Raw genomic sequence first — 22,758 nt, forward strand, 5'->3', positions numbered from 1 at the left:
TGTGGGACGTCAGCCAAGCAGCAAGCCGACAAGCTTCGACATCGCCTATCTGGCGGGCGTGTCGCAACCGACCGTCAGCCGGGCGCTGCGCGGCTCGCGCTCCGTCAGCCTTGCGACACGCCAGCGGATCGAGGCGATCGCCCGCGAACTCAACTATTCCGTCGACAAGAATGCGTCATCGCTGCGATCGCAGCGGTCGAATACGATCGCACTGCTGTTTTTCGAGGACCCGACCCCGGACGAATCCAACATCAATCCCTTCTTCCTTTCCATGCTGGGGTCCATCACCCGCCAATGCGCCGCCCGCGGCCTTGACCTGCTTATCTCTTTCCAGAAAATGGAGGATGACTGGCATGTCCGCTATCAGGACAGCCACCGCGCCGACGGCCTTATCCTGCTCGGCTATGGGGACTATACGCTCTACAAGCAGCGGCTGGAGCAACTTGTCGGCCATGGCACGCATTTCGTGCGCTGGGGTTCGGTCAGTGACGACAATATTGGCGCGACGATCGGGTCGGACAATGTTGGCGCGGGTCGTCTGGCGGGCGAGCATCTGTTTGCATTGGGCCGGCGGCGCATTGCCTTTCTTGGTCATGCCGACGAACATTATCCCGAATTTGCCGATCGCTATCGTGGCCTTTGCGCAGCTGCGGAAGCGCACGGCATCGTGTCCGATTCACAATTGCAAGTGGACGCGCTGACCGCTGAGGACGCCGGCTACGCTGCCGCACGGACGCTGATTGCCCGACGAACGCCCTTCGATGCCATTTTCGCGGCGAGCGACCTGATCGCGATCGGGGCGATGCGCGCGCTTGGGGAGGCCGGGCTGTCGATCCCGCAGGACGTTGCCATTGTCGGCTTCGATGACATTCCAGCCGCAAACCTCACCAGCCCGCCGCTGACCACCATCATGCAGGATATGAAGGGGGCGGGGGCGTTGCTGGTCGACACCATATTGGCGCAGGTGGAGGATCGGCCGTTGCCGCCAACGGTGTTGCCGACCCGTCTGGTCATCCGCCGCAGCAGCGGCGGGTGACGTCGGCTGGGGGCCATTTGGCAGCGCCCCTCAGCCTTTCGACAGCGCCGCTACTAGGCCCAGAACCCGGTCCGCATGCTCTTTGCGGCAGATGAGCAGATCGGGCAGATAAACGTCGCGCTGGTTGTAGAGGAGGGGGCTGCCGTCGATCCGGCTGGCATGCAGCCCATGGGCGATGGCGACGGCGGCGGGGGCCATGCTGTCCCATTCATATTGGCCGCCGCTATGCAGATAAATGTCGGCCTGACCCAGGATCACGGCCATGGCCTTCGCGCCGGCACTCCCCATCGGTACCAATTCAGCGTCCAGCACATCGGCGACTGCAGCGGTTTCGGCGGCCGGGCGAGTGCGGCTGACGACCATGCGCAGCTTTTGGGGGGCAGGGGGCACCGCGACCGGCTGGTCGGATCGCAATATCGTGCCGCCATCCAGCCCCGGTAGCGCTACTGCACCCAACGTCGGCGCGCCGTCGACGGCCATGCCGACATGCACCGCCCAGTCGGACCGCGCCTCGCCATATTCGCGCGTGCCGTCGACCGGATCGACGATCCACACGCGGTTCTTGTCCAGCCGCGCGGCATTGTCCTTTTCCTCTTCGGACAGCAGGCCGTCATCGGGCCGGGCTTCGCGTAGGGCGTGGCACAGAAACTGGTTGGCGGTCTGATCGCCCGCCTTGCCTAGCGCCTTGGGGCTGAACAGGCCGGACGATCGAACCTCCACCAATATACGCCCGGCGATCTCCGCCAGATGCGCAGCCAGATCGCCATCGCTCATGGTCCTGGGATCAACGCCTTCGCTCACGGGATCAGCCTAGCGACGATCGCATCGGCGGCCTCGTCAGCGGTCATGGCAGTAGTGTCGATCCGCATCTCCGGGTCGTGCGGCGGCTCATAGGGGCTGTCGATACCGGTGAAATTCTTGAGCTCGCCCGCGCGCGCCTTCTTGTACAGTCCCTTGACATCGCGCGCTTCCGCCTCGGCCAGCGGCGTGTCGATATGCACCTCGAAAAACTCGCCCGGCTGCATCATCTGCCGCACCATGTCGCGTTCCGACCGGAAGGGCGAGATGAAGGCGGTGATGACGATCAGGCCCGCATCCGTCATGAGCTTGGCGACCTCACCGACCCGGCGGATATTTTCCACTCGGTCGGCATCGGTAAAGCCCAGATCCTTGTTCAGCCCATGGCGGACATTGTCGCCGTCCAGCAGGAAGGTATGGCGGTTCATCCGGGCCAGCTTCTTTTCCACCAGATTGGCGATGGTCGACTTGCCCGCACCCGACAGGCCGGTGAACCACAGCACGGCAGGGCGCTGGTTCTTCAAGCGCGCATGGAAATCGCGGCTGACATCGGTCGCCTGCCAATGCACATTCTGCGCGCGGCGCAGGCTGAAATGCAGCATGCCGGCGGCAACTGTCGCATTGCTGATCTTGTCGATGAGGATGAATCCGCCCAGCGTCCGGTTATCGGCATAGGGTTCGAACACGATCTGCTTGTCGGTCGACAGATTGGCGACGCCGATAGCGTTCAAATCCAGCGTCTTGGCCGCCAGATGCTCCATCGTATTGACGTTGACCTGATATTTGGGCTGCTGGATCGTCGCCGTCACGGTCTGCGTGCCGATCTTGAGCCAATAGGCCCGGCCGGGCAGCATTTCCTCGTCCGCCATCCATACGATCGTCGCTTCAAACTGATCGGCCGCCTGGGGCGGGCTGTCGGCCAGCGCGATCACATCGCCGCGCGAACAGTCGATTTCGTCGGCAAAACAGAGTGTGACCGACTGTCCGGCCACTGCCTGCTCCAGATCGCCGTTCAGCGTCACTATCCGGCTGACGCTGCTGGTCTTGCCCGACGGCAATACCCGCACGCTGTCGCCAGGCCGTACGCTGCCCGTGGCGATCAGGCCGGAAAAGCCGCGAAAGTCCAGATTGGGGCGATTGACCCACTGCACCGGCATGCGGAACGGCTTGTCCGCGTCCGTCGCGCTGTTGACCTCGACCGTTTCCAGATGCTCGATCAGGCTTGGTCCCTGATACCAGGGCGTATTGGCCGACAGCGTCGTGATATTGTCGCCCTTGAACCCGGAAATCGGCATGGCGGTGAACGCGGTGATGCCGATGGACTTGGCGAACGCGGTATAGTCTTCGACGATGGCCTCGAACGTCGCTTGGTCATAATCGACCAGATCCATCTTGTTGACCGCCAGAACGATGTTCTGGATGCCGATCAGATGCGCCAGATAGCTGTGCCGGCGCGTCTGGGTCAGCACGCCCTTGCGCGCGTCAATCAGGATCACCGCTAGGTCGGCCGTCGATGCGCCAGTCACCATGTTGCGGGTATATTGTTCGTGCCCGGGGGTGTCGGCGACGATGAACTTGCGCTTTTCCGTTGCGAAGAAACGATAGGCGACGTCGATCGTGATGCCCTGTTCGCGTTCCGCGGCCAGACCATCGACCAGCAGCGCGAAGTCAATCTCATGCCCCTGCGTGCCGACCTTGCGCGAATCCGATTGCAGTGCTTCGAGCTGATCCTCGAAGATCATCTTGCTGTCATAAAGCAGCCGTCCGATCAGGGTCGACTTGCCGTCATCCACGGACCCGCAGGTGATGAAACGGAGCATCGTCTTATGCTCATGGACCTTGAGATATTGGTCGATGTCCTGCGCGATCAGCGCGTCGGTCTTGTAAATGGGGTCTGCAACGGTGTCGGTCATGTCGTCTGTCCCGTCATTCTGTTCCGTCGTGCCGTCGTGCGCCGGCATTCAAGATATTTGGGGGAGGTCTGCGCTAAGGCGCTGAAGCTGTAGCGTGCGCCGAAGCAAATGCGCTGTCATCCGCGCGGCGGATGACACGGCGCATCAAAAATAGCCTTCCTGCTTCTTCTTCTCCATGCCGGCACCACCGGCATCCTTGTCGATGGCGCGCCCCTGGCGTTCCGATGTGGTGGTCAACAGCGTTTCCTGGATCACCTCAGGCAAGGTGCGCGCCTCGCTTTCCACCGCCCCGGTCAGCGGATAGCAGCCAAGCGTCCGGAACCGGATGGAGCGCATGACCGGCTCTTCCCCAGGCTGCAGCGGAAAGCGGTCGTCGTCGACCATCAGCAACATGCCGTCACGCTCCACCGTCGGGCGCTTGTCCGCGAAATAGAGCGGCACGATCGGCACGTCGTTCAGGTGGATATATTGCCAGATGTCGAGTTCGGTCCAGTTGCTGATCGGAAAGACGCGGATGCTTTCGCCCTTGTTCTTGCGGGCATTGTAAAGGTTCCACAATTCCGGCCGCTGGTTCTTGGGGTCCCATCCATGGCTGGCGGTACGGAACGAAAAAATGCGTTCCTTGGCGCGGCTCTTTTCCTCGTCACGCCGCGCGCCGCCAAAGGCCGCGTCAAAGCCATAGAGGTTAAGCGCCTGTTTCAACCCTTCGGTCTTCCACATATCGGTATGCAGCGGCCCATGGTCGAACGGGTTGATGCCCCGGTCCTTGGCTTCCGGGTTCTGGTAGACCAGCAATTCCATCCCGCTTTCGCGCGCCATCCGGTTTCGCAATTCGTACATGGCGCGGAATTTCCAGGTGGTGTCGACATGCAGCAGCGGGAAGGGCGGCGGCGAGGGGTAGAAGGCCTTGCGCGCCAAGTGCAGCATCACCGCGCTGTCCTTGCCGACGGAATAGAGCATCACCGGCTTTTCCGCCTCCGACACGACTTCGCGCAGGATATGGATACTCTCCGCTTCGAGGCGTTCCAGATGGGTCAGGGTCTTCTTATCGAGCATGGTGTCTCCACGGCAAGGACGCACCCGTGTGGCATCGCACCACGCATGTTTGACCTCCCATATGGGAGTGTGGCAGAAAATACTCATGCGCATGATGAATACTGGCGAGGCGGACCTGTTGGCCGCGCTGCATGACGGCCTGTCCGATCAGCCGTTATGGAGCCGTTTCCTTGGCCTGCTGCAAGGCGCTACCGGTGCTGCGACGGCAAGTCTGATTGTGCACCCCAAGGAAGGACCGGTGGTGCAGTTCCGTGCGGGAGAAAGCCTGCCGCTAGCGCTGCAGGAGTATTTTACCAGACATTATGATGCCGCCCGGCTTTTGCGGGAAGGGCGCGTATATGCGTTGGACGAGTTGACCGTTGGCGAGCAGGACCTGCGAACCTTGGCAACGCCGGAGGAGGTCGGCCTTCGCCATTTGCGGACCCTGCGACTGACGGATGCAAGCGATGCTCACGCGTGGCTGACGATTGCCGGCCCCCGCGACATGGGCGCGGCAAGCGCGGCCTTGCTCAGCCGGCTGGGACCGCATCTCAGGATCGCGCTCAACAATCTGGCAGCGCTGGAGCGGGAAAGACGGCGGGCCTCTATCTCGTCCGAAATGATCGGGCGTCTGAATTTCGGATGGCTCACCATCGATGCGCGTTGTCGCATCATCGACCAGTCGGCTAATGTTCAGGACATCCTGCGCCGCACCGCGCTGCTGCGTCATGGACGCTATGACCGGCTGACTTTCGCGTCCCCCGCGATCGACAGGGACGTGGCCGCCCTGGCCAAGGCCTTTGCGCAAGACCCCAACATCCGTCCCCGCGCCTTTCGCTTGAGCCAGGATCCCTGGATGGACATGTTTGTGACCGCCGTCCCCGACCGTCAGCTTTCTGGCGCATCGTCAGCGGTGGCGATGCTGTATCTGAGCGGCGATCGCTGGTCCCGCGATGATCGGTGCGAACAGCTGATCGACCTTTTCGGTCTCCTGCCGAGCGAGGCCCGTTTAGCCTGGGCCATGGCGCAAGGGCGCAGCATCGCGGAGGCGGCGCACGACCTTGACCTTACCACAGAAACCGCCCGAAACTATTCAAAAAAAATCTATGCCAAGACAGGGGCGGGGGGCCAGGCTGACCTCGTGCGCATCATCTTCACCAGCGTACTGGCGATCATCTGACATCACGGCGTGGATGCTGTGCTAATGGCAGCACCATGACCAGTCATATCTATCATCGCATCGGAATCGTCGGCAGCGGCAGGGTTGCGGGTGCCATGGGCTTGGCGCTTGCTGCCCATAGCGCCCATCCTTCTTGCATATGGGGGCGCGATGAAAGGCGCGCGCGCGATGCTGCCGTCATTGTCGGCGGTGATGTGGTCAATGACGTTGCTGTACTGATGCAAAGCTGCGACTTGGTGCTGCTGGCGGTCTCGGACGATGCGATCGCCTCGGTGGCGCAGGCCCTGTCATTATCGCCATGCCCTTCACCTGCACCCTTTTGCATTCATTTAAGCGGCGGCAGCGGGGTGTCCGTGCTTGATCCATTGCGCGCGGCAGGCGCGTTGACCGCGGCGATCCACCCGGTGATGACGTTCACTGGCGATGCCGCAGTAGAAGTCACGCTCATGAAAGGCGCGGCCTTTGCGATCACGGCTACAGACCCCGCGGCGATTGCGCAGGGCCGCGCGCTTGTAACTTTGCTGGGAGGTGTCGTGGAAGTTATCGGGGAAGAGTGCCGTTCCCTCTACCATGCCGCGCTATCGCACGCCGCCAATCACATGGTGACGCTGCTGGCGGGAGCGACCGACGCGCTGGCTGCGGCCGGGGTTCAGGATCCCGCCGCATTACTGACGCCGCTGGTCCGCGCAACGCTGGAAAACAGCTTGTCAAAAGGGTTTGACGCCTTGTCGGGTCCCCTGCTGCGCGGCGATGCGCAAACTATCCATCATCATCTGACCGCATTGGCGCTCGCCTGTCCGGATTTGCTGCCCGCCTATCGGGCCATGGCCCGGGCGACGCTGGCCCAGATGGAACGGCGTGGCGACCACCCGGTCAGATCCGGCCTCAACGACCTGCTGGATTAGGGCTGCCTGACTGCGCGCAATCAGACCAGCCTATTAGTTCGCACCAGTTCCCGATACCAGTTCGCCGACAGCTTTGGCGTCCTTTTCTGCGTCTTGAAATCGACATGGTGGATGCCGAACAGCTTGGTATAGCCATCCTCCCATTCGAAATTGTCCATCAGGCTCCAGACAAAATAGCCCTTGATCGGCAAGCCTTCGCGCGCAGCGCGCTGAAGATGCGTGATGTAGTTGCGCAGATACATGACCCGGTCGGCATCATAGACGCGTCCATCCGCTGAAAGCTGATCGTCGGTCGAGCAGCCATTTTCCGAGATATACATGGCCTTGGGCTTCCACATCTCATGGATGGCGCGAATGCCCCAGTAAATGACTTCCGGACTGACATAGAGCCAGGGGGACGCCATGCGCGGCGACTGCGGCAGTCGGGGCAATATGTCATAACCGCCCGGCTTTGAGCCATCGGCACGAACGGTGTTACCGGTATAGACATTGATCGACAGGAAATCGAGCGGACTGCCGATTGCCCGCATATCGCCGGCCTTGACCATAGGCGCGTCCTTGCCCTGCGCTGCGAGATAGGTGTCGCGATAGGCCCCTTCCATGATTGCGGTCAGGAACATGGCATTTTCTTCCCGCACCGCGCGCTTGACCGCTTCAATATGGTCGGTTGTCTCGATGGCGGGCACGTAGATGTTGGGATTATCGGCTATGCCGACCTGTGTGCCCGACTTGGCGGCTGCGCGGATCGCCTGCACGCCCAGCCCGTGGGCCAGAACGCCATGATGGCGCACCTGGTTGACCTCTTTCATCGGTAGCTTGAGGCCAGGCGCCTTGCCGCCGGTCATGTAGCTCAGATCCGTGAAACAGCGCAGTTCATTGACCGTCATGATATGCTTGACGCGATCGCTGAGACGCGCCGTCATATAGCTGGCATAGTCGGCAAAGGCATAGGCGGTATCCCGGTTCTGCCAACCGCCGGGCAGCGCATGGGGCAAGTCCCAGTGGAACAGGGTAACATGCGGCGTGATGCCGGCGGCCAGCAACGCGTCGACCAACCGGTCATAATAAGCCATGCCCTTGGCATTGGGTTGCCCCCTGCCATCGGGGAAGATGCGCGACCAGGCGATGGAGAAGCGATAGGCCTTGACCCCCAGGGCCTTCAAAAGGGCGATATCCTCCTGATAGCGATGATAGCTGTCGCACGCGACGTCGCCGGTATCGCCATTGGCAACCTTTCCAGGCGTGTGCGAAAAAATATCCCAATTAGTGAGCCCGCGCCCATCTTCCTTGACCGCCCCTTCGATCTGATAAGCCGCGGTCGCGGCACCCCACAGGAAATTGTCCGGGAAAGCGAGCGGATCGAGAGGGCCGGTCGTCGCAGCTGCGCCCGTTTGCGCGCGCGCGCCGACAGATCCGGTGAGCGATGCCCCGAGCGCTGCCGCGCCCAACCCCAGGCCCAGATCGCGGCGGTTGATGCCAGTCATGCCAATAGCTCCTTATTGACCCATGATCTGGACCAGGCCCTTGATTGCCTGACCGCTCGGTAGCGTCGTCTTGCTGCTGAGTGACCGGCCCTGGTCGTTCCAGACTAGATCTGCCTTCACGCCGCCCTTCCGATAGGCGTTGGTCTTGCCATCGTCATCATACAGGGTGAAGCGAGCGTCCGCGCCGGGATAGACCCGGATCGCTTCGAGCGCCTGGCGTTCCGCCGTGCTTTTCACCTGAACACCCATGGGGATGATCGACCCTGCCTTGATGAAGAGCGGCATGCGATGGATCGGCGCCGCCACTTCGATCGTCCGGCCGCCTTCGTAACGCTGGTTGGTCCAATAATCATACCAGGCCGTGCCCGCCGGCAGGTAGACAGGGCGCTTGGTCTGGCCCTGCTCCGTGACCGGCGCGACCAGGAAAGCGGGGCCGAACATATATTGGTCGCCGATTGTCGCGGCCTTGGGATCATTGGGAAAATCCATGAAGAGCGCGCGCATGAAGGGGGCGCCGCTGTCATAGGTGTGGCGTCCCAGCGAATAGATATAGGGCATCAATGTGTAGCGCAGCCGCAGCCAGTCCGCCAGAATCGGCTCCGCCGCCTTGCCGTAGGTCCATAGCTCCGTGTCTGGCCGCTGCCCATGGATGCGCAGGGTGGGCGTGAAGACGCTATATTGGAACCAACGAACGAACAATTCCGGATAATCGACATAGTCCATGCCGGCAGCGGTCATGCCGGCGGGATCGATCAACACGGGCGCCTGCGGTGGCGGACCCTTGGGCCATTGCCATCCGCCGATATCGCTACCCCAGTAGGCAAGGCCGGACGCAGTATAATTAAGCCCGGTCGGCACCTGTCGCCGCAACGCTTCCCACGTCGATTTGACGTCCGACGACCAGAACAGCCCGCCATTGCGCTGCGCGCCAAGATAAGCGGCGCGCGCCAGTATCATGTTGCGGAAATCCGGGCGATCGCGGGCGGATCCTTCGGCGACGCCACCTGTATGAACCAGTGGGAAGAAATTGCGGTAGCGGTCGCCCGAGCCGATCGAGAAGAAATAGCCCTCCGGGATCACATCCGGTTCGGTTTCGTCCAGCCACAGCCAGTCAAAGCCTTCAGACACGATATTGTCGCGGATCTTGCTCCAGAACCAGGCGCGCGCCTCAGGGTTCGTGCTGTCGATCAGCGCACCGGCCCGGTCGTAGCGAACGGGCAGGCCATCGACCGGATTGCCGTCCTTGTCCTTGAGCAGCCATCCCTTGGCCGCCAGCATGTCGAAATAGCGGGATTCCCGCTCGAAACGCGGCCACACACTGATGATAGAGCGCATCCCCATGGCGTTGAGCTGATGGTTCATCCCCCGCGGATCGGGAAAATAGGTGCGGTCGATGTCCAGCTGCCCCATGCGGGTCCAATAGAACCAGTCGAGCACCATCACGTCGAGCGGATAGCCCCGGTCGCGATAGCCCTTGGCGACATCGAGCAATTCCTGTTGGCTTTCGTAGCGCGCCTTGCTTTGGATGAGGCCGAAGCCCGCCTTGGGCGGCAATGGGGTTTCACCGGTCAGCTTGGCATAGCCGGCGTAGATGTCGTCGGTGGTGGCGCCGGAAATGACGAAGAAGGACACGCGTTCGCCGACCTGGCTCTGCCAATGGGTGCTGCTGTGCAAACCCGGCCATATCAGCGTGCGCGCCGGATTGTCCCAGACGATGCCATAGCCCTTGTTCGTGACCATGAACGGCACACAGACGGTCTCGCCCGCCGGTGCGTCATAATAATGTTTGCAATCGATCTCCCGCCCTTTGAGATCGAGCATACCCTCCTGATTTTGTCCCAGCCCGTAATAATGTTCATCGGCCGGAGCGTCGAAACTGGCGCCGACCTTGAAGGTCTGCTCGCCATTCACGCTGTGCGGCGCCATTTCCCAACCCGTCATTTTTGTCAGCAGCCTGCCTTGCGCATCATGGACGGACAGGGTGACAGGCGGCAGCGACGGCGCGAAATAGCGGTCCATCTGCGGTGGCGCTTTAGGCCAGGGTTGGGGATCGACGGTGACGGTCAGCGCGGAAGACCGAAAAATATCCGCGCCTCCATCATTGCTGTGCGTCCAGCCATTGGCGTCCGATTGGGCGATCGGTCCTGGTCCGGGGGGCGCCTCCGCCAACGCCTTGTCGAGGGCAATTGTCACGCGCACGATATTGGGCGCATATGGTTCGATCGCGACGCGGCTGCCATGGCGGTCCAGCAACGCCATGGGTTCGGCGATTGCGGGCGCGGACGAACCCACGCCGGATACACCCAGCACGATCGCCGCCAGCGCTATCCCGAAACGTCGTGCCTGCATGCCTTTCAATCCCGTTCTCTTCGTCCAGTCGGGTCGCCGCCTTCTTGACGACCCATGACGCTGGCGGGCCTCGAACGTTCTGCCGACAACACAGAACGACTCCTCCGCGCCGTGGCGTCTCTTGTATGTGACGGACTGCGATCTTTCGCGAAAGTCAGCGGATAGTCGTAGGGGCCACCGACTCGGGGGACGCTGCGGCGAGTATGGCGATCACCATATTTGCGGTTGGATCGCGGCCGATGGCTGCAAATGCCAGGCAAATTGGGGAGATGTCCATGTGTGGTAAACAGCGTCGATCTTGGCAAGCATACGGCTGACTTTTGGGGTTCTCTGAAACAGTGCTGGGACTAGGCCAGCATCTCGCATGTCACATCGCGATCATCCCCTAACTCCATCAGTTCGGCATGGGTCACGGTGGTGCGGGACTTCGTCTCAAGATTTTAGTGCGCCTCCGAACCAAGCTGATCGACGTGCCCCGCAGGTCAGGCGTCTTTTACCAAGGTCACCAAAGCGCCTTCATGGAAAGTGGCAACCGCTGCGGCTTACATGCTTACGATCAACATATTTCCTGGGTCCAATCGAAACCGCTTCCTGATCTTGCGCAGAGGTTGCATCTGCGACGAAACCTGTCGTCCCTTAGGCGGCTAAGCCGGCCGCCGTCGTGAGAAACTGGGACGGGGGTATGTCGTTCCCGAGCAAGGCTCATCGACAATCTTGCTCGGGCCGACATCTGCATAGTAGTCGAAGGCGATCGTCAGGCCGTATGTGCGCGGTGGTTTGACGAAGCCATCATAGTTCAAAATCTGATGGCGGGCGCTGATGTGCCCGCCATCCATAAAAACTGACATTCAGAGATTAACATAAGACATATTATCAATTATCTATCATTTGGAATGGCAAGGTTCAGGCTTCGGAACTTTTCCGTCCTTATGCCGCCACCCCATCGGGCGATTACGGCGCATTCCCTTCGAGCAGCGGCAGAGGCGAACTCCTTTTCGGTCGCCGGCATTGCGCCGATCGGGTGCCGCTAGATGTATCTCGCTATGATCCTGCAAAATCTCTTCTTACGTCTGCGGCGCGCGAGGTCACTTAGGCTGCGCTGCTCCAGCGGCGGCTTCGAAGATCGATCCGATGATGCCTAAAAATAACCTGCCCCAACGGGTTTTCGAAGCAGGAACCCTACCGACTGAAGCGAGGGTTCATCCTCCTTTACGATTTATTAGCGGCTCTGCCGCCGGCCGCATCCGAATATCTTGTCCCGTGGGCTGGCATCCTGTCCGATCCGCCTCCCGCCATGTGTTAGGGGTTCGACGCAGGGTCGCCAATGTGGCGCCGCATTTGGCTGTATGTTGGCGTAAGCCGCATTTCGCTCACGGACAAGGGCTGGCATATCGTGGTCCAGACGGGATATGCGCGATGCATGACTGATCCGACCGAAGACCAGCTTGCCACGCTCGGCAATGCGTTTGAAACTTTTGCGCGTCGCCATAAGCTGGCCGACGCGCTCCGCATCGAACGGCCGCTTGCCGAACTGGACAAGGCGGTGCTGCTCTATATCGCCGAGCATGCTGGCTGTGGCCCGACCGATGTGGCTCGCTTTCTCGGCGTGCCCGCGACAACATTGTCTTCGGCGACGGACCGGCTGGTCAGGCGCGGCTTGTTGAAGCGGGAGCGGATGGAAGTCGATCGCCGCGCCGTGGCGCTCACGCTGTCCACGGACGGCAAAGCCTACGCCAGGGCGCAGGTCGAGGCCTACAGGCAGATGTATATGCTGATGCTCTCACGGCTGTCCCCCGACGAACGGGATCAATTCATCGCAATGATTACTAAGATCGTCTACGACGATAGTTGAATAGTCCGATAATCGTTGTACCTTATGGGCGGGGCGGCCGGGTTGGCTACTCGCTAAGGAACGGAGCGACGGTATGACGATATGCGTGAACGGCACTGAAGTTTCGCCGCCGGCCGACGCCAGAGTCTCGCTGCTCGATCTGTTGCGGGAGCATCTGCACCTTACCGGCACGAAGAAGGGGTGCGACCAGGGTGCCTGCGGTGCCTGCACGGTTCTTATGGATGGTGATCGCGTCCTGTCCTGTCTTACGCTAGCCGCGCAGGCGGAAGGCCGCGACGTTCGCACGGTTGAAGGGCTTCCTGGCGGGAGTGACGATCTTCACCCGTTGCAGCGCGCCTTTGTCGAGCATGACGGGCTGCAATGCGGCTATTGCACGCCCGGCCAGATCTGCTCGGCAATCGCCATGGCGGAGGAGTTGCGTCGCGGCGATCCCAGCTATGTGACCCACGATCTCACCGCGGGTACGCTGGTCGCGACGCGCGCGGAGATACGCGAGCGCATGAGTGGCAATCTTTGCCGTTGTGGTGCGCACAACGGGATCATCGACGCGATCGAGACGATGCTGGCGGAGACGGGGGCATGACCCCCCTGACCTACATCCGCGCCTCCGACCGCGCGGACGCCCTTGCGCGTGCCGGCAGCGACGGTCGGTTTCTGGGTGGCGGGACCAATTTGGTCGACCTCCTGCGCCAGAATGTCGAACGAGCAAGCGCGTTGGTCGACATCAGCAGCCTGGACGGTGCCATCCGCGAAAGCGAGAGCGGCGGATTGTTCATCGACGCATCGGTCAAAAATACCGCACTGGCCGCCCATCCTCTCGTCCGCAGCCGCTATCCCGTGCTTGCCCGGGCGCTGCTCGCCGGCGCCTCGGCACAAATCCGCAATATGGCGACGGTCGGGGGCAATATTCTCCAGCGGACACGCTGCATGTATTTCTACGATGTCGACGGGGCGCGCTGCAACAAGCGACAGCCGGGTGCCGGATGCGACGCGCTTTACGGGTTCAACCGCTATCACGCGATTCTGGGCGCGTCGGACCAGTGTGTCGCGACCCATCCCTCCGACATGTGCGTCGCCCTCGCCATGCTCGACGCCGTGATTCATCTTTCCGGGGCGGCCGGCGAACGGCAAGTGCCGCTGACGGATTTCCATGTCTTGCCAGGGGATACGCCGCAAATAGAAACGGTGCTGAAGTCCGGCGACCTGATTACCGCCGTCGAACTGCCGCCGCCATCGGATGCGACTGTGAACTCCGAATATCGCAAGGTGCGCGACCGCTCCAGCTACGCGTTCGCATTGATCTCCGTCGCCGGCGGCCTCGCGCTCGCCGACGGACAGGTCGCGCAGGCCCGTATTGCACTGGGCGGCGTTGCCGCCAAGCCTTGGCGGGCGCGCCGGGCGGAGCAGGCTCTGGTCGGCCGTGCCCCGACGCCCGACGCTTTCCTGGCTGCGATCCGCGAAGACCTTATCGACGCGCGGCCGCTATCGGGCAATTCCTTCAAGATCGGCCTCGTCGAACGCACTATGGTCGCCGTCCTGACCGCCCTTGCAGGAACGAATGCATGACCAAGCTTCAGAACGCCATCGTCGGCGGCGTGCGCGCTGTCATCGGCCATGTGCCCGCAAGCTGGCTCCCCGGCGGCACGCCCGATCCGCTGATAGACAAGCGAGTGGCACTCGGCGGGCAGCAGACGCGGATCGACGGTCCCGACAAGGTGCGCGGCGCGGCGCGGTTCGCCGCCGAAGTGCCGATGAAAAATCTCCTCTACGCGTCGTTCGTGCACTCGGCGATCGCGCGGGGCCGCATCGCCGACCTGGACGTGTCCGCGGCCGAAGCTGCGCCGGGCGTCGCACTCGTCATGACCCATCACAATGCGCCTAAAATGGCCGTCCCGCCGCCGATCGGCATGACGAACCTGAAAGCCGCAGGCAATCATACATTGCCGATCATGCAGGATGCCAAGATTCGCTGGAACGGGCAGGTCGTCGCGGTCGTCCTGGCCGAAACCCGCGAGCAGGCCGATCACGCGGCGACTTTGATCCGCGTGGGATATGAAGCCGTGCAGGCGCGTACGCAGTTCGAGGAAGGCAAGGCCAGCGCCTACACGCCGGACTCGATGCTCGTCGAGAAGAACAGGCTCGACAAGGGCAATGCAGGCCAAAAACTCGCGGAAGCAGCCTTCAAGATCGACGCCGTCTACACCACGCCATGGGAAAACCATAACCCGATCGAGCCGCACGCTTCCACGATCGTCTGGCAAGACGGCAAGTTGATCGTTCACGACGCAACCCAGATGATCCACGGCACCGCCGGTTCGCTCGCGAAGATATTCGGACTGAAGGTAGGCGATGTTCAGGTCAGTTCGCCCTATGTGGGCGGTGGCTTTGGCGCCAAGGGCCTGTGGGACCACCAGATCCTCGGCGTGGCCGCTGCGAAGCTCGCCGATCGCCCCGTACGCGTCGCGCTTTCGCGCGCGAGTATGCACAGGTTGATCGGCGGGCGAACGCAGACCGAGCAGCGGGTGGCGCTGGCTGCGGATGCCGACGGCACGCTCAAGGCCCTGTTGCACCATGGCTATGGCGTCAAGCCGCTGCACAGCATCTGCGATGAAGGCTTCAGCCTGACCGGGCGATCTCTCTACGCTTGCGAAAGCTTCGATATCGTCCAGCATTATGTCGATCTCGACTTGCTGGCAAACAGCTTCATGCGCGGGCCGGGAGAAACGCCGGGCACATTCGCGATCGAATGCGCGATGGACGAGCTGGCGCACGCCATCGGCATGGACCCCATCGAACTGCGCCGCCGCAACGTTGCGACCCGCGATCCAGTCAGTGGCGCGCCGCATTCGCAAAGCGCGATGATGGAGGCTTATGATCTGGGCGCGGCGCGCTTCGGCTGGCACCGGCGCATGGCCCAGCCGGGAATGCGGCGCGAAGGCGAGTGGCTGATCGGCATGGGCTGCGCCAGCGGCACCTTTCCGTTCATGCGGATGCCCGGCACATCGGTGCGGGTCACCATCGATAACAGCGGAGACGTCCATGTCGCCAGCGCCGCGCACGAAATGGGCATGGGCACGGCCACGGTGCAGCGTCAGCATGCTGCCGATCGCCTTGGCCTCCCGCTCGATAGGGTCACGGTGACCATAGGGGATTCAAGCCTCCCCTTTGCCAGCTTTGCCGGCGGATCGTCGCAGACTGCATCGCTGGCCGCCGCGATCAGCGCGGCGAGCGGAAAGCTCGTCGCCGAATTGCTGCGGCTTGCAGGCAACGACACGCCACTGGCCGGTCTCAAGCCCGCTGAGGTCGAATTCGCCGATGGTGGCCTGCGCGGCGTCGAGGATCCTGCCCGCAACGAAAGCTTCGCTTCCATCCTGCGGCGGTCGGGCCGCGCGGAACTGAGCGTCGTCGGCGAAAGCGGTGCGCCGCTTGAGATCATAAAATATTCGATGCACAGCACCTCGGCAAATTTCTGCGAGTTGCGCGTCAGTGAAGTCACCGGCGAAATTCGCGTGAACCGCCTTGTCGGTGCCTTCGACTGTGGCCGCATCCTCAATGCCAGGACGGCAACCAGCCAGTTTAAAGGCGGCATGATCATGGGTCTCGGCATGGCGCTCACGGAGGAAACGCTGCTCGACGAACGGAGCGGCCGTATCATGAGCACGTCACTCGCCGATTATCACGTGCCGGTGCATCTCGACGTGCCCGACATAGATATTCTGTGGACCGACATCCCCGATCCTCGCACGCCGCTCGGGGCCCGTGGCATTGGGGAGATCGGCACCACTGGTGTGGCTGCCGCCATCGCCAACGCGGTTTTCAACGCAACCGGAAAACGGGTGCGCGACCTGCCGCTCACACTGGACAAGCTACTTTAGCACGTTTTTCCTGGAAGCAGGATTCCTGGAATTTCCTGCGAGCAAGACATGTGGTTCGCCGGGGCCAACTTTGGCCGAGGTTGGCGAGAGAGGCGGATGGCTACGGGATCTGGAAGGCCTGCGCCGCTCGACAGGGAAGCATTTTCGCCACGCTGATCATCGGCTGGCCGTTTATGCCTGGGGACCACTGCGTCAACGGCATCTAGCTTCCGATTATCGGCCTATGATGTTTCAGCTGTGACACTTTACCCGCTGGCAAAGTGTCACAGCCGACAAAGAGCGACTCGGCTGAAAAACAGGATTCACATCGGCATAGCTTTGTGCTTGATTCACGATATGTTTCACCCATCCATCCCATCCCGCATGGTGGGCGGCAGCGACATTTCGCTCTTGCTCGATCAACTGGCCCACTGCTGCTCGCGCCCGCGTTATGCCTTCATGCTGCTGACACTGATCGCCGATGTGGCGCGGCCCGATGGCAGCGCGGGACCTGTGGTGCGGGTCGAGGACGGCCTTGTGCCATTGCGTGACTGGTTGTGCGACGCACTGACACCAATGGGCCAGCGGGATCCGCGCCGGTTGGCGCTGGTCGAGCGCGTGCGGGAAGAGTTGCGGTCTAACGGCCGGATCCTCGGAGACACAGAGGCAGACTCAAAACTGGTTCAAGATGAAGTGCAGGCGCGCGTTCGTGCTTCGGGAAAAACCAATTTGAGCCGCGCAGCATCGGAACTGGTAAAGGCCGGATTGCTCAAACGGCATTATCAGGGCTACCGTGTGGACCACCTCAATCGCGGCGCCCAGCGTCAGGCGGTCTACACATTGACCGGCCGCGCCAGAGCGCTCGTGCCTCATCGACCTATCCCGCCCCGGGTGAGCGGCCGCGCACGGCAGGGCGACCTCTTCGCATCCTGACGTGTGGCGCCCAAAGTTCTGCCGTGCAGGCAAGGCGCGCACGTCATGACGACCCAAGGCGCGACCGGCCGGTCGAAGCCTATATGCCGCCAGTGGACTTATCGTATATGTTCCGCTTGGTCGGCGTCTTGCTCGTCGTGCAGGGGCGCCACGCTGTGCCGGATGTCGTTGGCCAGTCGTTCTACGGTATCGATGGTAGAGTCCCACGCGAACATGAAGCGCGCCGCACCACCGATGAAGGTATAGAAGCGCCATCCCAAAGCGCGTAATCGCTCCAGGATGACAGGGTCGGCCCGCATGAACACCGCATTGACCTGAACGGGGTAAAGCAGGTCGATGCCCGGCAAATCGGCAGTGGATTGCGCAAGTGTCTGCGCGCAACGATTGGCATGGCCAGCGTGTCGAAGCCATGCCCCGCCCGACAATATACCGAGCCAGGGCGCTGCCAGAAACCGCATCTTTGACGCGAGTTGTCCAGCCTGCTTGCAACGATAGTCGAAGTCCTGAGCCAAGTCTGTGTCAAAGAAAATGACCGCTTCCCCCACAGCCATTCCGCCCTTTGTTCCGCCCATACAGAGGACGTCCACGCCGGCGCGCCAGCTTATATCCGCCGGGTCGCAACCCAAGGCGGCGCAAGCGTGCGCAAAACGCGCGCCATCCATATGCAATTTCAGCCCAAGGTCCCTGCAGGCGGCGGAGATTGCCCGTATTTCGTCGATGGAATAGACTTGCCCAGTTTCGGTGGGCTGGGTGATGGTTACGACGCGCGGCTTGGGAAAATGAATATCCTTGCGGCTCTGGGCAATCATGTAAATCGCCTCAGGCGTCAGCTTTCCGTCCTCACTGTTCGCGACCAGCAACTTCGATCCATTCGAGAAAAATTCCGGAGCACCGCATTCGTCTGTTTCCACATGGGCGGACGCTGCGCAAATTACGCTGTGATAGGATTGGCAGAGAGATGCGAGCGCGAGCGAGTTGGCCGCCGTCCCGTTGAAGACGAAAAATACTTCGCAGCGGCTATCGAAAAGCGTGCGGAAGGCGTCCGCTGCTTTCTGCGTCCAGTCATCATCGCCATAGGCCGGCGCAGATCCATGGTTGGCCTGTGCCATCGCCGCCCAGGCCTCGGGGCAGATACCTGCATAATTGTCGCTGGCAAATTGCTGCGCCGGCATAGTCATGACTTGTCGCTCCTTGTGTCGATAAGGGCGAAGCAAACGTCTCATGCGGCAAGGATCCCGTGGTTGCCGGTCCGGCCACATCCCCCGCTTTTGCGCGGGGCACCACCTTGCCCGGGAGCAGGTTGGTGTCAGGCGTTCACCCGACTCTTGATGCAAGGGACGGGCTAGTCGCCCCTCTTCTATGCGTCAAGCTTTCCAGCAAGGCGCTGCTTGCCGGAGAGCCCGTCCACATGGTTAGTAATTCAACGTAAAACTCAGCAGTCCGCCCACATAGGCGATCCAAAGGACTCCCGCCAAGGCGGCCGCCATCACCAGCGTTCCAAGCCGGATCAGCCAGTGCCGACGGGCTCGGAACGCCTCCACACAACTCCAGATGCCAGCCACGAGGGCGAGCATCGGGATGACTCCGGCAATCTGCATAGCGCGGATGATCGGGTCGCGGGCCGAGGTATAATAGGCCACGTCATTGCTGAGGATCGGAGAGAGCAGCGCAAACCACCCGACCAGATAAGCCAGGTCGGCAATGACCGCGATTCGCCCGAACCGGCGGGCAAGGACGACCTGCCGGGGCAAGGCATTCGATTGGCCATGGACCCGCTTGCTGATGGCCGAAGCGACCCATGCGACCGCCCCGGCAATCAACAGCAAAAAGGATAAGCCGAAGATCGCCAGGTTGAAGCTGGCATCGCGCCGAAGCGGCACTTGCTGAAAATATTGGATGGGATCGTGGCTGTCGATGATGGTCTTCGTCCCATCGATGCGCCGCAAGGTCAGGGTTTGCGTTCCCCCCACTTCTTGCCAGACATAGGGCGCGACTTCGCGATAGGATTTTTCGGGTGCGGTTGCGAGCTTGATGGTGCCGTCCGGTTGAGGGCTGACGACCTGCTGCCCTTGAAGCACATAGAACAGGCTCATGAAGCCAGACTGCACCCGACGCGACGTTTCGTATCGTCCGGCGATTTCCGTGCCATGGGCCTTGGCGGTCGACAGGGCGGGAGGCGTCACGGTGTTGGGCCCCGGGAAATAGCGGTCCATGAATCCGTCGATCAGACTTGTCCTGATGCCATAGGCCGCATCGCCCTTGCCCCGGCTGTTGAAGCTAACGAACAGGCCGACGCCGTCATCGGGCAGGATTTGCAGGTTGCTGTGGAAGAGGATCGTGTCGCCGCCATGTTCAAGGATGAGGTGACCGTTGCGATGCCCCCGGAAGAAGCCATGGGCCATCACGTCCGATCCCTTGGCATGGGGAATAGACGCGCTGTACATCGTCTGCGCTGTTTCGGGCCGCAATATGCTCTGGCCGCCGAACCGACCGTCCTGAAGATGCGCGATCATGAAGTTCGCCATGTCGGTCGCCGATGACGTCAAGGATCCGGCGGGCGAAAAAGAGATGAGCTCGAACGGCCGCGGTGCGTCCGATCCCGCCATATAGCCTTTCGACATGCGCGCCGCAAAGCGCGGCGGCAGAGGCTGATGGAATGTCGAGCTGGTCATGTCGAGCGGCTGGAAAATATGCTGCGCCACATAATCGTCGAAGGACTGCCCGGAAACGCGCTGCACGATATAACCGGCGAGCGCCGTTCCGTAATTGGAGTAGGCAGGCGTTTCGCCCGGTGCGAAAAGCACCGGCCGCACATGCCTTTTGAGAAAAACCTCCAGGCTTTGAAGCGATTTGGGATCAGTGATGATCGCGTCCTTCAGCCCTTCTTCAAAACCCGCCCGGTGCGCCATCAGCTGGTTGAGCGTGATCGGTTTGCCCAAGGGTTCGGGTATCTTGAAGTCAAGGTAGCGATTGACGTTGGCGTTAAGGTCCAACTTGCCCTGTTCCACCAACTGCATCACCGCCGTCCAGGTGACGAGTTTGGACACCGAACCCGGACGCACCAGCGTGCGTCGCGCGTCCATCGGCACCTTGCGCGCGACATCGGCATAGCCATAGCCCTTGGCGAACAGGATCTGCCCGTCCTTCACCACCGATACGACCGCGCCCGCGACATCGCCCTGTTCAAGCGCAACGGGAAGCATGCCGTCGAACCATGCTTCAAGGTCGCGGGCGTTGAGGTCATGGGATGGCTGCGGTACATCGACCGTGTGTGCGGCATCAGGTTGCGATACCGGGGGGGCGGGCAGGACTTTCGCGGGCGATGCGACGGGCGCTGCACCGACCATCATGTGGGCGGCGACGCACAATAGCGCCGTTCTTGCCAGCCTGCCTATCACCGCCCTCATCCTCTTGCCTCCGTCAAACTGCGCTGCGCGCTCATTGTCCCTCGTCCGTCCTGAGGGGTGGTGCCCTGCCGCATCGCCAGGAAAAAGCAAATCGCCGATAAAACAGCCGCCGGCGCGCACAGGCCGGCAATCGCAAAGCCGAGCATCGTCTCTCCGCCCATGGCCTTGCTGACCATTGCGATCGCGGCGGGAGCGGTGGCGGTCCCGAGCAACGTCGAACACAGGACGTTGCTGCCGAGCGCCAGGCCCCTTATCTCATTCGGAAAATTGAGCGTTATCGCGATGACGCCCAATGTCGCGATGACGGCGCCGGCAAAAATATTCCCCGCAAGGAAAAGCGCAACGAGCGGGATAGTCGGAAGCACGCCGAACAGGGACAGTGGAATAAGGGCAAGAGACGCGATCATGGCGGGCATCAGCACGCGGCGATTTCCGCCCTGACGCTGCCCGGCTTTCCCGAGGCGACCGCCCGCCAGTGCACCCAGCATTCCGCCTGCAAGCATGATCGCGCTCAGCCAGCCGGCAAACTGTCCGGGGGTCAACCCGAATTGTCGCGTCAGAACGGGGGGCGCCCACACCGATGTTGCTTGCATGGTGACTTGCGTGAACAACATTGCGGTAAGAAGCGGTATCAGCAATCGCCGATATGTCCAAAGCTCCCGCACAGCGCCGATCGCCGTAGCATGATGCTCTTTTTGCTCCTGTCGTGCCGGTTCCTTCACGCGGGCGAGCAACAGATAGGGGACGAGGCCCAGCAGCGCTGCGCCGATGAACAGGATGCGCCAGGCAGGCAAGTCCAATGTCGCGCCAGGATGCGCATTTTGAAAGGCGGTGAGCGCGTCGAATGCGAGGCCGCCGACCAAGATGCCAAACGCCTGGCCCCCCGCCTGCCCCACGACGAAAAGGCTGGTCGCAACCGAGCGTCCTTCGGGCGGATACAGGTCCGCGATCAGGGAAAATGCCGCTGGAATGAGCAGCGCCGCGACGCAGCCAAGGACAAGGCGGGCAAAGATGAGCGTCAGAAAGCTCGATGCGGCGCCGGTCGTGACCATCGCGGCGATCCAGAACAGAAGGCCGATCCCCAGAAACCGCACGCGGTTGCCTTTGTCGATGAGGCGGCCCAGCGGCACTGAACTCAACCCGAAGGCTATGCCGAAAGCCGTTCCCTGAACGAGGCCGATCTGGATGTCGCTCAATCCCATTTCGCGCTTCATCGGCTCGATCAGCAGCGTGGTGAGCGTGATGTCCATCGACAGGAAAAAGCCGGTCGTGGCGATACACGCGACGCCGCGACGCGCCTGGGCGGCCGTGGGGAAGGAGGGCGCCAACGTCGTCATCAGACCGACATTCTCCGGTAAAAGGGAAGCCGTGTCGTCCTGCCGGTCGTTAGCCTAAAACCGCCGTCGCCAAATTCCAGCGTGATGACGAGCGGCAGCCCGGTCCCACCTGTCGCTTCCCAAAGTCCGTCCGCCAATGGCACGAGCTTGTAGGTCGTGGAACCCATCGGGCTGCCCAGGACAAGCTGTGCCGCCCCGTCCCCCGTTTCGATCAATATGCTGGCGGTGAGGGATGCCGCTTCGTTCTCATAATCGCCAATGATCGACCGCACGTCGGCGCCGGTCGAAAGCGCAAGCCGTTCGAGTTGGTCGACCTTGCCGAATTCGCTGACCGTCAGAACATCACCTCCCGCATCGAGCGCGATCGTCATGTCGGTCGGCAGGATCGGGAGGCTGAGCAAGCCGTCTGCGTGGGTTCGCGCGGGCAGCGTGATGGCCCCGATCGCAACCATCTGGGCGCCGTCCTTGTCGGCCAGCCGCATCACGCGGCCGGTCGCGCGGGAATGATATATTCCTGTCGCCGCCGGGCTTGTCCTCCCCTCGGGGATTGGGGGAAGGTCCGCTATGCACAGGTCTATGATCGAGTCGGCAAGGCCATAGCCTTCTAGACTGCTGCGTCCATTGGACAGGATCACGATGTCGAGGCCAGCCGCCGGGATCTTCACCATTTGTGTT

The 22,758-nt window shown here is 61.8% G+C and carries 17 protein-coding genes and 1 riboswitch; of the genes, 8 read left to right on the plus strand and 9 right to left on the minus strand.

Annotation, left to right across the window (positions count from 1 at the left end):
• Position 1: 1 nt before the first annotated feature.
• Entirely contained in the window at positions 2 to 1,036 is a 1,035-nt protein-coding gene (locus tag SAB01S_RS12375; protein ID WP_062733419.1) for a LacI family DNA-binding transcriptional regulator, read from the plus strand.
• Positions 1,037 to 1,066: 30 nt separating this feature from the next.
• Here the strand turns inward: SAB01S_RS12375 and SAB01S_RS12380 are convergent, their stop codons facing one another.
• From SAB01S_RS12380 to cysD, 3 genes are all read right to left on the minus strand, one after another.
• Positions 1,067 to 1,810: a 3'(2'),5'-bisphosphate nucleotidase CysQ gene (locus SAB01S_RS12380; RefSeq protein ID WP_062733375.1), complete on the minus strand. Its 744-nt coding sequence runs from the start codon at positions 1,808 to 1,810 to the stop codon at positions 1,067 to 1,069.
• Positions 1,811 to 1,833: 23 nt separating this feature from the next.
• Entirely contained in the window at positions 1,834 to 3,747 is a 1,914-nt protein-coding gene (gene cysN, locus SAB01S_RS12385; protein WP_062733420.1) for a sulfate adenylyltransferase subunit CysN, read from the minus strand.
• Positions 3,748 to 3,891: 144 nt separating this feature from the next.
• Positions 3,892 to 4,803, minus strand: coding sequence for a sulfate adenylyltransferase subunit CysD (gene cysD, locus SAB01S_RS12390; protein ID WP_062733377.1), 912 nt, complete (start codon positions 4,801 to 4,803; stop codon positions 3,892 to 3,894).
• A gap of 91 nt (positions 4,804 to 4,894) precedes the next feature.
• On the opposite strand from cysD, the gene SAB01S_RS12395 reads away from it, so the two are divergent.
• Both SAB01S_RS12395 and SAB01S_RS12400 read left to right on the plus strand, forming a co-directional pair.
• Complete coding sequence (locus SAB01S_RS12395; RefSeq protein WP_245646479.1) at positions 4,895 to 5,962, plus strand: helix-turn-helix transcriptional regulator; 1,068 nt, start codon at positions 4,895 to 4,897, stop codon at positions 5,960 to 5,962.
• A 35-nt stretch (positions 5,963 to 5,997) separates the two neighbouring features.
• Positions 5,998 to 6,867, plus strand: a complete 870-nt coding sequence (locus SAB01S_RS12400; RefSeq protein ID WP_062733378.1) for a Rossmann-like and DUF2520 domain-containing protein — start codon at positions 5,998 to 6,000, stop codon at positions 6,865 to 6,867.
• A 20-nt stretch (positions 6,868 to 6,887) separates the two neighbouring features.
• Here the strand turns inward: SAB01S_RS12400 and SAB01S_RS12405 are convergent, their stop codons facing one another.
• Together SAB01S_RS12405 and SAB01S_RS12410 are read right to left on the minus strand one after the other, a co-directional pair.
• Complete coding sequence (locus SAB01S_RS12405) at positions 6,888 to 8,351, minus strand: GH1 family beta-glucosidase (protein ID WP_062733380.1); 1,464 nt, start codon at positions 8,349 to 8,351, stop codon at positions 6,888 to 6,890.
• A 12-nt stretch (positions 8,352 to 8,363) separates the two neighbouring features.
• Positions 8,364 to 10,700 carry a glycoside hydrolase family 31 protein gene (locus SAB01S_RS12410; RefSeq protein WP_062733382.1) on the minus strand — a complete coding sequence of 779 codons (2,337 nt, stop codon included), beginning with the start codon at positions 10,698 to 10,700 and terminating at the stop codon, positions 8,364 to 8,366.
• Between the two features lie 1,420 nt (positions 10,701 to 12,120).
• On the opposite strand from SAB01S_RS12410, the gene SAB01S_RS12415 reads away from it, so the two are divergent.
• The 5 genes from SAB01S_RS12415 to SAB01S_RS12435 all read left to right on the plus strand — a co-directional run bounded on the left by SAB01S_RS12415 (position 12,121) and on the right by SAB01S_RS12435 (position 17,339).
• On the plus strand, positions 12,121 to 12,552 hold the full coding sequence (locus SAB01S_RS12415; RefSeq protein ID WP_062733424.1) for a MarR family winged helix-turn-helix transcriptional regulator: 432 nt from the start codon (positions 12,121 to 12,123) through the stop codon (positions 12,550 to 12,552).
• A 73-nt stretch (positions 12,553 to 12,625) separates the two neighbouring features.
• Entirely contained in the window at positions 12,626 to 13,135 is a 510-nt protein-coding gene (locus SAB01S_RS12420) for a 2Fe-2S iron-sulfur cluster-binding protein (RefSeq protein WP_062733383.1), read from the plus strand.
• Entirely contained in the window at positions 13,132 to 14,118 is a 987-nt protein-coding gene (locus SAB01S_RS12425) for an FAD binding domain-containing protein (protein ID WP_062733385.1), read from the plus strand. The genes SAB01S_RS12420 and SAB01S_RS12425 overlap by 4 nt, the downstream gene beginning before the upstream one ends.
• Positions 14,115 to 16,427: a xanthine dehydrogenase family protein molybdopterin-binding subunit gene (locus tag SAB01S_RS12430; protein WP_083951330.1), complete on the plus strand. Its 2,313-nt coding sequence runs from the start codon at positions 14,115 to 14,117 to the stop codon at positions 16,425 to 16,427. The genes SAB01S_RS12425 and SAB01S_RS12430 overlap by 4 nt, the downstream gene beginning before the upstream one ends.
• A gap of 336 nt (positions 16,428 to 16,763) precedes the next feature.
• The gene (locus SAB01S_RS12435) at positions 16,764 to 17,339 is read left to right on the plus strand and encodes a hypothetical protein (protein WP_062733387.1); all 576 of its coding nucleotides are present in this window, start codon (positions 16,764 to 16,766) and stop codon (positions 17,337 to 17,339) included.
• A 98-nt stretch (positions 17,340 to 17,437) separates the two neighbouring features.
• On the opposite strand, the gene SAB01S_RS12440 is transcribed toward SAB01S_RS12435, so the two are convergent.
• From SAB01S_RS12440 to SAB01S_RS18665, 4 genes are all read right to left on the minus strand, one after another.
• The gene (locus SAB01S_RS12440) at positions 17,438 to 18,517 is read right to left on the minus strand and encodes a threonine aldolase family protein (protein WP_062733389.1); all 1,080 of its coding nucleotides are present in this window, start codon (positions 18,515 to 18,517) and stop codon (positions 17,438 to 17,440) included.
• 49 nt (positions 18,518 to 18,566) lie between these two features.
• A riboswitch (SAM-I-IV-variant riboswitch) is annotated at positions 18,567 to 18,676 on the minus strand.
• Between the two features lie 75 nt (positions 18,677 to 18,751).
• The gene (locus SAB01S_RS12445) at positions 18,752 to 20,746 is read right to left on the minus strand and encodes a serine hydrolase domain-containing protein (protein WP_083951332.1); all 1,995 of its coding nucleotides are present in this window, start codon (positions 20,744 to 20,746) and stop codon (positions 18,752 to 18,754) included.
• Positions 20,743 to 22,083, minus strand: a complete 1,341-nt coding sequence (locus SAB01S_RS12450) for an MFS transporter (RefSeq protein ID WP_062733392.1) — start codon at positions 22,081 to 22,083, stop codon at positions 20,743 to 20,745. Before SAB01S_RS12450 ends, SAB01S_RS12445 begins: the two co-directional genes overlap by 4 nt.
• Positions 22,083 to 22,758: hypothetical protein (locus SAB01S_RS18665; protein ID WP_169802570.1), on the minus strand; the 676-nt coding region annotated here is incomplete at its 5' end. The genes SAB01S_RS18665 and SAB01S_RS12450, both read right to left, overlap by 1 nt.

Source organism: Sphingobium abikonense NBRC 16140 (assembly GCF_001598335.1).
In the GTDB taxonomy this organism is placed as follows: domain Bacteria; phylum Pseudomonadota; class Alphaproteobacteria; order Sphingomonadales; family Sphingomonadaceae; genus Sphingobium; species Sphingobium abikonense.

What these genes read in the sequence shown, in the direction of transcription:
- SAB01S_RS12380 (WP_062733375.1), bottom strand. Translation starts at nt 1,810, where the DNA reads ATGAGCGATGGCGATCTGGCTGCGCATCTGGCGGAGATCGCCGGGCGT.
- cysN (WP_062733420.1), bottom strand. Translation starts at nt 3,747, where the DNA reads ATGACCGACACCGTTGCAGACCCCATTTACAAGACCGACGCGCTGATC.
- cysD (WP_062733377.1), bottom strand. Translation starts at nt 4,803, where the DNA reads ATGCTCGATAAGAAGACCCTGACCCATCTGGAACGCCTCGAAGCGGAG.
- SAB01S_RS12395 (WP_245646479.1), top strand. Translation starts at nt 4,895, where the DNA reads ATGATGAATACTGGCGAGGCGGACCTGTTGGCCGCGCTGCATGACGGC.
- SAB01S_RS12400 (WP_062733378.1), top strand. Translation starts at nt 5,998, where the DNA reads ATGACCAGTCATATCTATCATCGCATCGGAATCGTCGGCAGCGGCAGG.
- SAB01S_RS12405 (WP_062733380.1), bottom strand. Translation starts at nt 8,351, where the DNA reads ATGACTGGCATCAACCGCCGCGATCTGGGCCTGGGGTTGGGCGCGGCA.
- SAB01S_RS12410 (WP_062733382.1), bottom strand. Translation starts at nt 10,700, where the DNA reads ATGCAGGCACGACGTTTCGGGATAGCGCTGGCGGCGATCGTGCTGGGT.
- SAB01S_RS12415 (WP_062733424.1), top strand. Translation starts at nt 12,121, where the DNA reads ATGACTGATCCGACCGAAGACCAGCTTGCCACGCTCGGCAATGCGTTT.
- SAB01S_RS12420 (WP_062733383.1), top strand. Translation starts at nt 12,626, where the DNA reads ATGACGATATGCGTGAACGGCACTGAAGTTTCGCCGCCGGCCGACGCC.
- SAB01S_RS12425 (WP_062733385.1), top strand. Translation starts at nt 13,132, where the DNA reads ATGACCCCCCTGACCTACATCCGCGCCTCCGACCGCGCGGACGCCCTT.
- SAB01S_RS12430 (WP_083951330.1), top strand. Translation starts at nt 14,115, where the DNA reads ATGACCAAGCTTCAGAACGCCATCGTCGGCGGCGTGCGCGCTGTCATC.
- SAB01S_RS12435 (WP_062733387.1), top strand. Translation starts at nt 16,764, where the DNA reads ATGTTTCACCCATCCATCCCATCCCGCATGGTGGGCGGCAGCGACATT.
- SAB01S_RS12440 (WP_062733389.1), bottom strand. Translation starts at nt 18,517, where the DNA reads ATGACTATGCCGGCGCAGCAATTTGCCAGCGACAATTATGCAGGTATC.
- SAB01S_RS12445 (WP_083951332.1), bottom strand. Translation starts at nt 20,746, where the DNA reads ATGAGGGCGGTGATAGGCAGGCTGGCAAGAACGGCGCTATTGTGCGTC.
- SAB01S_RS12450 (WP_062733392.1), bottom strand. Translation starts at nt 22,083, where the DNA reads ATGACGACGTTGGCGCCCTCCTTCCCCACGGCCGCCCAGGCGCGTCGC.